The sequence below is a fragment of the Litoribacter populi genome, assembly GCF_007483685.1.
GTDB lineage: Bacteria > Bacteroidota > Bacteroidia > Cytophagales > Cyclobacteriaceae > Litoribacter > Litoribacter populi.
Map to the genome: position 1 here is coordinate 2,239,173 of NZ_VMKN01000001.1, position 13,004 is coordinate 2,252,176.

At 43.4% G+C, this 13,004-nt stretch carries 9 protein-coding genes and 1 pseudogene; 5 read left to right on the top strand and 5 right to left on the bottom strand.

Annotation, left to right across the window (positions count from 1 at the left end):
- Positions 1-11: 11 nt before the first annotated feature.
- Entirely contained in the window at positions 12-1,505 is a 1,494-nt protein-coding gene (gene nrfA, locus FPL27_RS09760; RefSeq protein WP_143960921.1) for an ammonia-forming cytochrome c nitrite reductase, read from the bottom strand.
- A gap of 8 nt (positions 1,506-1,513) precedes the next feature.
- Positions 1,514-2,170, bottom strand: a complete 657-nt coding sequence (gene nrfH / locus FPL27_RS09765) for a cytochrome c nitrite reductase small subunit (protein WP_143960922.1) — start codon at positions 2,168-2,170, stop codon at positions 1,514-1,516.
- 176 nt (positions 2,171-2,346) lie between these two features.
- Between nrfH and FPL27_RS09770 the strand changes: the two genes are divergently transcribed.
- Together FPL27_RS09770 and FPL27_RS09775 are read left to right on the top strand one after the other, a co-directional pair.
- Positions 2,347-2,823: a hemerythrin domain-containing protein gene (locus tag FPL27_RS09770; RefSeq protein WP_143960923.1), complete on the top strand. Its 477-nt coding sequence runs from the start codon at positions 2,347-2,349 to the stop codon at positions 2,821-2,823.
- A 52-nt stretch (positions 2,824-2,875) separates the two neighbouring features.
- Entirely contained in the window at positions 2,876-3,307 is a 432-nt protein-coding gene (locus tag FPL27_RS09775) for an RrF2 family transcriptional regulator (protein ID WP_143960924.1), read from the top strand.
- A 9-nt stretch (positions 3,308-3,316) separates the two neighbouring features.
- Here FPL27_RS09775 and FPL27_RS09780 read toward each other — a convergent pair whose 3' ends face one another.
- The 3 genes and pseudogenes from FPL27_RS09780 to FPL27_RS09785 all read right to left on the bottom strand — a co-directional run bounded on the left by FPL27_RS09780 (position 3,317) and on the right by FPL27_RS09785 (position 6,699).
- A complete protein-coding gene (locus FPL27_RS09780; protein WP_394348520.1) occupies positions 3,317-3,628 on the bottom strand; it encodes a YehS family protein in 312 nt (103 codons plus the stop codon).
- Positions 3,626-3,774 (bottom strand): annotated as a pseudogene (locus FPL27_RS20295) (DUF1456 family protein); the annotation flags it as partial. The pseudogene FPL27_RS20295 and the gene FPL27_RS09780, both read right to left, overlap by 3 nt.
- A gap of 66 nt (positions 3,775-3,840) precedes the next feature.
- Positions 3,841-6,699, bottom strand: a complete 2,859-nt coding sequence (locus tag FPL27_RS09785; protein ID WP_143960925.1) for a triple tyrosine motif-containing protein — start codon at positions 6,697-6,699, stop codon at positions 3,841-3,843.
- Between the two features lie 250 nt (positions 6,700-6,949).
- Between FPL27_RS09785 and FPL27_RS09790 the strand changes: the two genes are divergently transcribed.
- From FPL27_RS09790 to FPL27_RS09800, 3 genes are read left to right on the top strand one after another with little or no spacing between them, the layout of a single operon-like run.
- A complete protein-coding gene (locus FPL27_RS09790; protein WP_143960926.1) occupies positions 6,950-10,030 on the top strand; it encodes a SusC/RagA family TonB-linked outer membrane protein in 3,081 nt (1,026 codons plus the stop codon).
- 5 nt (positions 10,031-10,035) lie between these two features.
- Positions 10,036-11,508, top strand: a complete 1,473-nt coding sequence (locus tag FPL27_RS09795) for a RagB/SusD family nutrient uptake outer membrane protein (protein ID WP_143960927.1) — start codon at positions 10,036-10,038, stop codon at positions 11,506-11,508.
- A gap of 11 nt (positions 11,509-11,519) precedes the next feature.
- On the top strand, positions 11,520-12,998 hold the full coding sequence (locus FPL27_RS09800; RefSeq protein WP_235893409.1) for a PKD domain-containing protein: 1,479 nt from the start codon (positions 11,520-11,522) through the stop codon (positions 12,996-12,998).
- Positions 12,999-13,004 lie beyond the last annotated feature (6 nt).

Here is a 13,004-nt window from a genome sequence, read left to right on the forward strand (position 1 = left end):
TTGGTTTTATATCATTTACTGCTGAGTACTTTTACTTCCTTTTGAGCCTCTCTAGCCTTTCCTTCTTTTAACCATCTAGGTACTACCTGTTCTAGGAATTTGCCTTTTGCTTCGGTCTCTTTCTCTAGATCAATACCAATATAGGCCTGCAATGCACTTTTGCTGTTCAAATCTGGTGTATTAACTGGTTCATTGTGCCCAAAATTTGCAAGAACTCTAGTCAATTTGATTCTGGTTTCCTGAATGATGTCAGTGGCAGAAGTTACAATCCGGCTAGTTTCAAGTGGGGCGTGGAATGCCGCTCCGTGGGAAGCCACGGCATAATCCCATCTCCATTGGGCATGTCTGATTCCGGTTAGGATATCCTTCATTTGAGCCTCGGTAGCCCCGAGTTCCCAAGCTTTTTCGGCTTCAAAGTGGGCCATTGCAATCAGTCTTCTAAGTTTATTTGTTCCTTCCTTGATTTTTCGCTGGCGCTCATACACATCGTTTACAAGATCCGACACTTTTTCTCGGTGACACACGAAACAGCTGTTTTCGACATTGTTCAAGGGAGAACCGATGTGGTGATCTGTGAATTTTTGTCCGCCTTCGGTTCTGTAGGGCATGTGACAATCAGCACAGCTTACGCCCCTTTTAGCATGTACACCCATTGAAAATATTTCATAGTCGGGGTGCTGAGCTTTTAGCATCCTAGCTTTACTCATCGGGTGAATCCAGTCTGCAAAATCGATGTTGTCGAAATATGCCTCAATGGATTCTACGTCCATACCATCCTTCCAAGGGAAAGTCAGGTATTGTGCTCCTTCTTTTCCAGGCTTGTCCTTATCAAAATAGTATTCCACGTGACACTGAGCACACACTAAGGAGCGCATTTCCTGGTGGGTGGCGTCATTGATATCCTTGCCCATGGCTTTAAATGCCTCGATTAGGGCAGGCCGAGTGATGGTAAGGTTCATCGTTTCCGGATTGTGGCAATCTGCACAACCAATTGGATTGATCACCTCTGGACCCAAATCCGAAAGCTTTTTGCTGTAGTATTCAGTTACACCCATTTCGCTCATAAGCCTTGGAACATCCGGGCTTTTACAGGTCCAGCAGGTACTTGGCATCACACCTTCTCCAGCCTCCATAGGGGCGCCGATTCGGACAGAATGAAGTACATCGTGCACCGCATATGCATGGCCGCGAGGCTCGTTGTATCCTTTACTGAATGCGTAACCAGCCCAAAGAATTACCATTTCGGGTTGCTCTTCGAGGGCATCTCGAAGAGCACTGGTATTGTATTTACTAGTAAAAGTGGTATCGGCAGTTCTTTGGTAGGACTGATACTGTCTTGGGTAATTGAGGCCCCATATTGAATCTCTTGGCTCAATGCCATCTATGGCCACTTTGGGCTGATAGGCAAATCTGGCCTCAGTTTTTCTGTCCATAATCGTGTAGGCCAGCATGGCCAGGAGGAACACGACTACGATGGTGCCGATGAAAAGAATCCAATTTCTCATTTTAAAACTTATTTAGATGTGGACGGAGTGTTTCTTTTATTTTTTCCTTTCATGGTATCCCTTAGCCATTTGGGGACAATTTGTAAGTCGGAGGGAGCATGGGCCCGGATTGGTTCAATCTGGTGGCCCACTGAGGAAAGACTTTTGACCCTTCCATGAGGCACCTCTCGGTGGCATTCCCAGCAGAGTCTATCAGTTCGCTTGGCATGATGATCCTCGACAAAGCCTGCCATTTTAGCATCCGTAACCTGAGTCGTGTGACATCTGATGCAGTTATTTTGGATTACTTCCACTGAAGGCTCTCTCGCCTTTATTACCTCTGGTTCGGCTCGTAGCGTAAAAATGGCTGAATGGTACAACCCGTCCATGGCTTTGAAATAATACTTATTAAATGCATTATCATGAGGCACATGGCAATCATTGCAATGGGCCACTTCCCGATGGGCGCTGTGGTTCCAGGTAATGTATTGAGGGGTCATCACGTGGCAATTGACGCAGGCCTGAGGGTCATCCGAAAGGTAGGAAGCAGCATTGCTAAGTTTGACCATATATAACCCCAGACCTATGATTGCAGCCACCAAAATAGTAGCAGCGGGTCGCCATTTTCTTGGGGGGATCAAGGAGTAGCGGAACATAAACCGCTTAAATTTGGGAAGTCGGCCCATAGGTTAAAAGTTTTGTTCAAAATAGGTAGACTCAAAAAGCGAAACTATGACCTATGTCATATATACCAAAAATATAAAAATAATGTAGGTTTAAAAAATCCAGTACGTTGAACTTATTAAGGGATAAAAATATCCGAAATATGTTTATATTTGCCAATATCTAAATAAAGGTAAATATGGGTAAGCCGTTGAAGAGACATGCCGCATTGGTTCCATTGAGTAGGGATCACCATTTTGGTTTGCTACTTTCTTGGAAAATAAAAAAAGGCCTTAATGTTGGCTTTGAGAAAGAAAGGATTGTTCGATATCTGGAGTATTTCTTTGCTGAGCATTTGGAACCTCATTTCGAGCTTGAAGAAAAGTACATATTCACCTTTTTAGATGAAGATCATCCTATGCGAACGGTGGCCGAAAGGCAGCATAAGGATTTGAGGACAAAAGTTGAAGGGATAAATAACCTTCCTAAAGGTGTAGGTGAGGAGCTTAGTGACTTCGCAGAAAAGCTAGAAGAGCATATCCGCTTTGAGGAGCGCGAACTTTTTGAACATATACAGCAAGTAATTCCAGAAGATAAGCTCGAGGAGCTGGAAGAAAAACTAGCTTTTATTCATAGAAAAGTTGAGGATACCTGGAGCGACCGGTTCTGGGAATAATGTAATTATCGGCACAGTTTAATCTGATTGGGCCAAAATATTTAGAAAGAATATGTTTTCAAAAGCAGCAGAATACGGCATACGCGCCGTAATTTATATATGGGGCCAAAGTAATAAAGGTCTCAAAATGGGTGTAAAGGATATCTGTAAGGAGATCGATGCACCGGAGTTTTTTACGGCAAAGGTTTTGCAATCCCTTGCAAGGTTGAACATCATAAGTTCAGCTAAGGGGCCGAATGGAGGGTTCTACATAGACGAGGAGCAGGAAGAGATCAAGCTCATCGATTTAGTGGTAGCTATTGATGGGGATGGGATATTTAAAGGTTGTGCCCTTGGGTTAAAGCAATGCTCTGAAACCAACCCTTGCCCCATCCACAAAGATTTCAAGGCCATCCGTGACGACCTCACCCAACTCCTCCAAACCCGTTCGATCCGTGAACTGGCAGAGGATGTGGAGAATGGCTTGGCAACATTGGTGAGATAGGGTGCTTTTTCACCCTCTCAATTTAACCTGCAATCCTCTAAGAAAATTTCTCAATACCTGATCCTTGCAGTCTCGGTATTGACTTTGGGTGGGTTTTCTAAAGAGGGCTGACAGTTCATGCTTGCTGAAGCGGAAATCTGCGAGCATGAGGATCTCCAGGATATGCTCGTCTTTTAGCTCAAGGGCTATTTTTAGCTTTCTGAATACCTGGTTATTGTTAAGGTTTTTCTCTGGTTTAGGTTGCTCACCATCCTTCTTTCCACGTTTATCGATGATAAGGCCATTAAGGAAGGCGGACAGATCCTTATCGTATAAAGGTATAAAAGCTTCGTCATCCTCCTTTTTCATCCAATCGCTGACTTCGGATCTGGATGCGTCATAACCGCCAAGGGCAAAAAGCTCATCATTTTATCATCATTGAAGTCGAATGCGTACCGAATGGCGCGAAGTATGTCGTTGTTGTTCATTTAGCCGTTATTTTTGAAGTGGCAAGTTAATAATTCCGACTATCTTTTTCACCATACCACCTAAACTCAAAACTTGAGAATGAATTCTTGTAGGTTTTCTGACCTTTCCAATTGCAGCTTTTTCCTCAATCTATAGCGGGCAATCTCAATTCCTCTGGTAGAAATGTTCATCAAGTTGGCAATCTCCTTGGAGGAAAGGTTCATCCTCAAGTAGGCGCTAAGTTTGATTTCCTGAGGGCTGAGATTTTCATACCTTTTTTTAAAACGCTGCAAGAAATCACCATGAACCTGATCAAAATGAATCTCAAACTGCTCCCAGTCCGCATCAGCTGCGATGTTCTTTTCTATGCTTTGGACCACTTTTTCCAACTCGTGCTTTACCTCCTGGTTTTTGGTTTTCTTGATTACAGAAGTCACTCCAGTTTTTAAATGGTTGATAAAACCGTTTTTGTTGATTAGGTGCATAGTGGCTGAGGCTAGCTCCTTGTTTTTGCTTTGAATCTGGTTTTCAAGCTTTTCGGTTTGGAGCCTTTCGATTTCGGCTTGAGAGTCCTTAAGGGCCATTTCCTTTTGCTTCAAAGCCTGTCTTTGAACGGAAGTTATTTTGGCTGTTTTGAGTTTATTGCGCTTTTCGATCCATTGATAGGATGAGTAGATTCCAGAAATTGCTATCAACCCGTAAAGGATATAAGCCCATGAGGAGCGGTACCAGGGCGGTAGAATGGTAAAAGCAAATCTAGCTTCCTCGCCAAGCTCTCCGTACAGATTCTTGCTTCTAACATGAAAGATATAATCCCCTTCCTTTAGGTTGGTGTAGGAGCGATCCCGTCTGGGTGACCATTCTCCGTATTCATTTTCGAGCCCTTCCAGCCAAACCTGGAACTGTGTGGAATTTTCTTGGTTTGGTACTGGATTACTGAACTCAAATCTAATGTTGCCATTTTCATATGGGTAGGAAATGATGGTCTCATTTTCTACCGTTCCATAATTGCCGTTGAAAATTAGCGAATCGACAGGGTTAGTGAGATAAATCGACCGGATCAAAGTCGGGTAGGCTGGGGAAGCAGGTTTGTTTTGGTCTAGCCTGTACCAAATAAACCCTTCCTTGGCAGCAAAGAGCACTTCATTCGATTGAATGAGTGCTAGGTTCTGTAGGTCGTCATTTAGTAAGGGTTTGATTTTGTTGAAGACCTGATGATTTTTTAGATATCCGCCGTTTATCTGCTTTTCCAAAACCCCCACTTCCTGACTGGCTATATAAAAAATATTGCCCAAAGGGTCTTCAGCCATGCTGGTGATTACTGTGCCTTCATCAAAATAGGCGCTGAACATTCCGTCTTTTTCGAAACTTTCGCTAGAAGAGTTAAATGTATAGATCCCGTTTTCGGTTGTGAATACGATGCGATTGTTGATTTTCCACACACCGTTGAGCAGATTTGAGGGCAATCCCTGCTCTTGGCCAAAATGTTGAACGGTCAAATTATCCAGATTTTCATCCAACTGCAACTTGTATACACCTTTATAACCATGTGCCATCCAAATAGTCCCATCTTCATCCTGCTCCACAATTCTGGAACTTTCACTGAACTCCCCCAGCTTCTTTTTAAACTTGAGTTCTCCATTGTGCTCTTCAAAAAGAAATAACCCGTTGTAACCTCCGCTTAGAACCAGATTGGGATGGTTTTTCAAAGGTTGAAAATTCCAAATACCACTTGTTTCTTGGATTTTGGATAATTGGTCACCTTTATAAATTAATGCTCCATCGTTATGCCCTACCAGCAACTCACCCTGATGGTCTGAAATCCAATAAACCTGCCCATCGGTTTTGGGAAGGGCAGTGACATTACCTTGAGGCTTTTCCAAGCTTTGCATATAAACGCCATCATTGGTGCCGTAATACAATTTTCCCTGTGCCATATGCGCATCGTAACCCGTCCCCTCTAAGCCTGAAAACTGGTCTATTTTCCTGAAAGGCAGGTTCAATTCGAGTAGGGTAATACCATTATTATGACCCATCCACAAGTTGCCACCTATGTCTTCGAAAAAGGAGAGGATTGTGTTGTTCTGTATTCCGTTACCTTTATGAAGGTGCTGGGTGATGCCTTCCAGTTCATGGATGAGATACATGCCGTCATTTTGTGTGCCGACAGCGATGCTTCCTTCCTTCAGTCGAAAAACCTTGTTGATTTTAGAGTTTCTCGGTAATTGATATTTCCATTTTTTGAGACTGGAGGCAGTGTGTAAATAAATCCCCTCATCTCTAGTGAAAACCAGTCGCTGGTCTTGGGAAAGGGAAATGACTCCTGAGAGAATGGATCCTGCAAGTTTCTGACCATTCGGCATGGGTATTAAATTATCTTTTCCAATAACATGAATTCCTTTATAGGAATCATTTATATAGATTTGATTTCCAGTGATGTGATAGCTTTCAAAGGCACCATCACTTTCAATGTTTCCTATATAATCAAAGTTATGGTTGAAAATAAAGATGTGTTCCACTGTACAAAAGTAGATGCGATCGTGGACTTTGAAGATTTTCCAGACCTCATTGACATTTTGAAGCTTAGAAGGAATCTTTTCTATCAAGGAAAAGAATTCCAGATTACCCTTTCGGTCTGGAGAAAAATAGCCAAAATCCGCCTGGCCACTCGTCAAAATTTTTCCTGAATCATCAATAACAACATCTCTTACTTTGGTACTGTTGGGCAAGGAGTACCGCCTCCAGGTGGTACCATCATATTCTAGGAGTCCAAAGTTATTTGCCACATAGATAAGTCCTGTTTCACTCTGGGCAATGGAAAAATTTTGAATGCCCCCTTGGTACTCTTCGCTTGAGTAATATTTAGAGAAGGGGAGACCCAGATTTTGGGCTGAGGCAGAAAAATTTAATGTTAAGAAAAGGAATAGAATTAACGAATACTTCATTTTGGCGGATTAAGAGGACTAAAGTAGTAATTTTTTCATGATGTAGTGATATGAGCTGTAAAGTTAGGGTCTCTATTAAACTGAAAAAGAGCCAATAAATTAATTTAAGCTGGATTTTAGGACAAAATGATGTGTTTTTGTGAAAAGGAAAAAGAGGGGTTGATGTAGTATTGTTGTAACTGTTTTTTTTGCGGTGGGGCGGTAAATGATTTGATTTCGGGGATTATTTCATAAATCCAAAATTTACCGCATGAAAAAAATTTTATGGTTTTGTCTTGCCATGTGCATCAATTGTAGCCTTTGGGCGCAAACGATTGCAATATCTGGCACAGTCACTGACGAAACCGGGGAACCGCTCCCGGGCGTGAGTGTCTTAAAAGTAAACAGCACCGTTGGTACGGTCACTGATCTTGACGGAAGGTATAATATAAATGCTTCCCAAGGAGATCAATTGAGGTTTAGCTTTATCGGCTTTACCACCGTTACCAGAACGGTTGGTTCTTCCACTACTATAGATGTGGAAATGGATTCTGATGTTTCTTCTCTTGATGAGGTGGTCGTAGTGGGGTACGGTACGGCCAAGAAAAAAGAACTTACAGGAGCAACTTCCCAGGTAAGAGGGGAAAGTATTGAGAAAATGAACATGCCACGTGTGGATCAAGCCCTTCAGGGTAAAATCGCCGGAGTGAATATTTCCACTAACTCTGGTGCTCCAGGGGGAACCTCAAACATACGTATAAGGGGTGTCAGTACATCAGGTCAAAACAACCCCTTGATCCTTGTCGACGGGGTAATTTATGACGCAGAGGGCTTGAACGCTTTGAACCCAAATGATATTGAGTCAGTAAACGTTCTTAAGGATGGTACTGCCGGTATATATGGAGTACGAGCTGCCAACGGTGTGATCTTGATTGAAACCAAAAAAGGAGCAGTTAACTCCAAGCCATCCTTCAATGTAGGTGCCTATTACGGTGTGCAATCTACAGCACGCCAACTCGATTTGTTGAATTCCAGAGAGTATGCCATACTCAAAAATGAGGCATTTGCAGCAGGTGGTCAACCACTTCCTTTTGGGAATACCAATTTAGGATTGGGTACTGATTGGCAAAACGCCGTATTTGCTGAAGCGCCAATTCAGGAATATAACATGTCTGTGACAGGTGGTACAGCTAAGTCAAGCTATTCAATAGGAGGATCTTATTTTGCTCAAGAAGGTATTGTGGGTGGTCCAAAAGCCAATTTTGAAAGATACAATGCCAGAATCAACTTCACTACTGAACTAGCGCCTAGAGTGAGGCTTACCAACGTATTGCTTTACACGCATGAGCAAAGTTCCACCATTCCGCAAGGAGGTATAGGCTCGGTCCTTTACAATACGGTCAATGCCTATCCAACCGAGCCTCTTAGGATTGATGGGAGATACTCATATCTTGACAATGTAAACGACATCATCAACCCATTAGCTCAGATGGCTAATACCTACAATGATGCTTGGGTAAACAAAATTGTGGGTAAGGAGGAAATCTCCTATGAGATCAACGACAAGTTTACAGCTGTAGGTAGAGCAGGTTATAACTACGCTTTAGTAGATACCAAAAACTTCAATCCATTGGTTTGGTACGGTACAGGTAAAGCTCCTAACACAGCTCGAAATGCCAATTTGGATCCGGTTATTCTGAATATCGGTGAATTGGAAATCGAAAGAGGTGCAAACGTGTCTGAGGCCAGAAACACATTCTTTGATTACAATCTTGAGGCATTTTTGAATTACGCTGAGACCTTCGACGAGGATCATAGAGTAAGAGGTACAGCGGGGGTTTCCTATATAGGTAATCGCAGTATGGGGCTAAGTGGTGTTGGTTTCAATATACCAAACAACGATCCTGCCTTGGCTGACATTTCAGCAAACCAAGCTGCTGGAGGATTTTTGAACAACGTAGGTTCATTCCAAACCAGACAAAGATTAACTTCAGTATTTGCCAGAGCTGAATATGATTACAAGCAAAGATATTTTATTTCTGGAATCGTAAGAAGAGATGGTTCTTCAAACTTTGGAGCCAACAACAGAATCGGTTATTTCCCATCCATCTCTACTGCTTGGATAATCTCTGAAGAAGACTTTTTTGGGTCAGGTGCTATCGATTTCTTGAAGTTTAGAGCCAGTTATGGACTTTCAGGAAATGATCAGATTGGGCTGTTCCGCTATAGAGGCCTATTGAATGGTCAAGCGAGTTATGTTTTCAATGATCTTATTGTCAACGGTGCCGCTATCGGTACTACAAGCAATCCTGATTTGAAGTGGGAAACCACCGAACAGACAAACTTTGGTGTAGATGCAACCTTCTTCGGTGGGATAGATTTCACCGCAAACTACTTCATCAAAAATACCAGAGACCTTTTGTTCCAGCCTGAAGTATCTGCCTTGCTTGGCTCTTATGGTGCCGGTGGGTTCCCACCTGTGATCAATGCCGGTAATGTTAGAAACAGAGGGATCGAATTGGAGCTAGGATATGACCTGAGAAGAGCATCCGGTCTTAACATCAGGTTGGATTACAACGTGACTTTCCTTGATAACAAAGTAACAAGCGTGCCTACAGGTTTAGACTTTATTCCAGGTGCTCCATTTGGAGTGGGCGGGAGTGTAGCTACCCGATTTGAGGTTGGTTATCCAATCGGTTACTTCGTAGGATACCAGACCGACGGTATCTGGCAATCAGAAGAGGAAATTGCTTCTAGTTCCGTTGCCCAACCCGGAGCTCGACCAGGTGATCTTAGATTCGTCGACCAAAACGGAGATGGTCAAATCAATTTCGGGGATGATTCCGACAGAACCATGATCGGTTCACCAATTCCTAATGTGATCATGGGCTTCAATATGGCAATGGATTTCAAGGGCTTTGATCTTTCTGCCAATGTTTATGCAGCACTTGGACAGGACATCATCAGAAACTATGAGCGTCAGCAGCCTTATGCCAACATGCTTTCTTACAATTTAGAAAGATGGACTGGTCCGGGTACTACTGACACCTATCCTAGATTAACTACTGGACAGACCAGAAACACAGTGTTCTCTGATTTTTATGTGGAAGATGGTTCTTTCGTAAGATTAAGAAACGTGACCTTGGGTTACACACTTCCTAGAACAGTAACCGAAAACCTGAAAATCTCATCCTTAAGATTCTATGTAGCTGCCAACAACCTGTTTACTCTTACTCGCTACATGGGCTTTGACCCGGATGTGGGAGCTGGCAACCCGCTTTTTGCTGGTGTTGACAACGGTATTTATCCGCAAGCCAGAACAGTAATGGGAGGTCTAAACATTAAATTCTAATTGAGATGAGAAAAATATATTTATCCATAATATTGGCAATGGGGATTATGGTCACTTCTTGTGATTACCTTCTGGACATTGAGCCGGAATATACTCAGGATGCCGAAAACTTCTTTGATACGCCCGAGGATTACGAAAGGGCTTTGGTGGGGGTTTATGACCTACTTCAAACTAGCTACCTGCATATTTGGATTGGGGAAATTGCTTCTGACAATTCCATTGCTGGAGGTGAAAGTGTGAATGATAGTCGGGGACTTCACGAAATCGACAACATGACCCATGGGGGCGTAAACACTGAGTTGAGGGACATCATGAGATGGAACTACACCGGTATTGCCAGGGCTAATTACATCTTTGAGCATAAGGATAAAATCGATTTCGAAGGTAAGGACCAAATCCTAGCTGAGGCCAAATTCCTCAGGGCGTATTATCATTTTGTGCTGACAACTTATTTCGGCGATGTACCATTGATTGTGGACAGAAGACTTTCACTTTCTGAAGTTTCTGCAAGTGAAAGAACTCCTCGTTCACAAGTCTATGCACAGGTGGAAGCAGATCTCAACGATGCAATCAATGTGTTACCTGATCAGCAAGCTGAAATTGGTAGAATTACCAAAGGTGCTGCTATTGCTCTTTTAGGGAAGGTACAATTGTACCAAAACAAGTTCAGTGAGGCTGCCCAAACTTTGGATAGAATCATCAGTCAAAACCAGGCGGGTTACGACCTTTTCCCTGACTTTGAAACTCTGTTTTATGTGATCAACGAAAACAACAGTGAGGATGTGTTTACTGTGCAGTATTCTGGCCAACAAGGTGGGGATTACGGATGCTTCGTATGTCTTCAAGGCAATCCTGCTGTAGGTTTTCATGGCGTAAGACAGTACACTGGTCCTTTCTACGGGGATGGAAACAGCTACAACCTTCCAACCCAAGATCTTTACGATTTCTTCAGCGAAAATGATCCTAGGAGAGAAGGTACTATTTTGGACATTGATGCCTTTATCTCATCCCAACCAAATGCTGGCGAGATTTCCTATGCTGTCGGTGCAGGTGGACATACTGGCTATTTCAACAACAAGTATATCAAAAGACTTGACGAAAGAGGTCTTCCTGATGATGACTTGACCAGCCCGTTGAATTACAGAGTGATCCGTTATGCTGATGTGTTGTTGATGGCGGCTGAGGCTTTCCAGCAAAGTGGAAATGACGAAAGAGCCAGAACCGAGCTTAACAAAGTCAGACAGCGTGTTGACATGCCGGCCATAACTAGCTCAGGCAACCAGCTACTGCAAGACATCTATAGAGAAAGACGATTGGAGCTTTCTGGTGAAGGTTACCGATTCTTCGACTTGGTAAGAACTGGTAGAGCATCTGATGTTATTCAAGGCTTTGTCCCAGGCAAGCATGAGCTATTCCCGATCCCTCAGGTGGAAATCGACCTTGCAGGAGGCAACTGGCAGCAAAATCCTAACTATTAATTTTCTGAAAAATGATTAAGAAATATTTTAAATATCTGCTTCTCCTGTTGCCTTTCATTGCATTGGCAGCCTGCGTGGAAGATTATACCTTGGAGGCAAATCCGCCTACCGAGGAAGATGCGCAATTTTCCTTTCAGTCTACAGAGGAAAATGACAACATCATCCAATTCTCTGCTTCAAAGGAGTTTTTCATGATGAACTGGGATTTTGGCAATGGAGCTCAATCCTCTGGAAGAAATGTTACGGCAACTTATCCGATGGCGGGTACTTATACGGTTACTTTGACTGTGTTCAACAAAGGAGGGAGTGCTACCTTCAGCCAAGATGTGGTGATTGAAAACACAGATCCGCTTTTGCTTGACAAGCCGCTTTACAACATGCTAACTGGTGGCGTTGATGCCCCTGAGGGGAAGACTTGGGTAATAGATGCTGCAAGGTCTGGCCACTTTGGTGTAGGTCCGAACCCATCTTCAGGTGCGGGTGATATTCCTGAGTGGTATCAGGCTGGACCTTTTGAAAAAGAAGGTGGTGGAATGTATGATGACAAATACACTTTCTTCTTGGCGGATTTCAGGTATGTGATGGAAACAAATGGGAATGTGTATATCAACGCCGCTCAAGCTGGTGAATTCCCAGGTTCATTTGCTTCTGAGGTTGGTGATTATACCGCACCATATACGGCTCCAGATGGTCTATCATGGTCCATGGCCGAGCCAGAAGGTTCCTATCCTGAATTGACAATCTCAAATGGTGGTTTCATAGGTTACTATGCCGGTGGGCGAACTTACCAGATCGTGAATATTGAGGAAAATGAGTTGTCCCTAAGGTTTGTTGACCAGGCCGATAATGGGCTTGCTTGGTATATCAGGCTTGTCCCTGAAGGTTACGATAGCGGGGCTGAACCAGAGCCTGAGCCAGAACCAGATTTGGGAGATGTTGCGATTACTTTGGGTGATTTGATCGGAAGCGGTCAAAAAGCCTGGAAGCTTAAGCCAGCTGCCGGAGCCTTCGGCGTAGGTCCAAATCCAGGCAGTGATGAGTGGTATCCTGGTGGTGCAGATATTTCAAGTGAGCGTGAATGCTTGTTCAACGACCTATTCATTTTCGGAGAGGGTGGTTACTACGAGTATGATCCTCAGGGAGATATTTACGGTGAGGCCTATATGGGAGTAGATGACGGATGTCAAAGTGTGGACAATCTGCAGGGAACTCCAGGTGAGGCTTGGGGTCCAGGTGTCCACGAGTTTGCCTTCCAGCAAGGCACTCCTGAGAGCAACCCAACCATTACTGTAACCGGAACAGGTGCATTTATAGCCTTGCCTAAAGCATTTAACGGAGGGGAGTACGAAACAGGTCCTCCTACTGCTAACCAATCAGTAACTTATACGATTATAGATTACCAAGAAGAGTCTGAGGAGATGACAATTACCATTGATATCTCAGGAGAAGGAGGAATATTCTGGTCATTTGTATTAGTACCAGCAGAGTAATTTTAA

Coding starts and splice junctions, on each gene's coding strand:
- FPL27_RS09800 (WP_235893409.1), top strand. CDS start 11,520: ATGATTAAGAAATATTTTAAATATCTGCTTCTCCTGTTGCCTTTCATT.
- FPL27_RS09790 (WP_143960926.1), top strand. CDS start 6,950: ATGAAAAAAATTTTATGGTTTTGTCTTGCCATGTGCATCAATTGTAGC.
- FPL27_RS09795 (WP_143960927.1), top strand. CDS start 10,036: ATGAGAAAAATATATTTATCCATAATATTGGCAATGGGGATTATGGTC.
- nrfH (WP_143960922.1), bottom strand. CDS start 2,170: ATGGGCCGACTTCCCAAATTTAAGCGGTTTATGTTCCGCTACTCCTTG.
- FPL27_RS09775 (WP_143960924.1), top strand. CDS start 2,876: ATGTTTTCAAAAGCAGCAGAATACGGCATACGCGCCGTAATTTATATA.
- FPL27_RS09785 (WP_143960925.1), bottom strand. CDS start 6,699: ATGAAGTATTCGTTAATTCTATTCCTTTTCTTAACATTAAATTTTTCT.
- FPL27_RS09770 (WP_143960923.1), top strand. CDS start 2,347: ATGGGTAAGCCGTTGAAGAGACATGCCGCATTGGTTCCATTGAGTAGG.
- nrfA (WP_143960921.1), bottom strand. CDS start 1,505: ATGAGAAATTGGATTCTTTTCATCGGCACCATCGTAGTCGTGTTCCTC.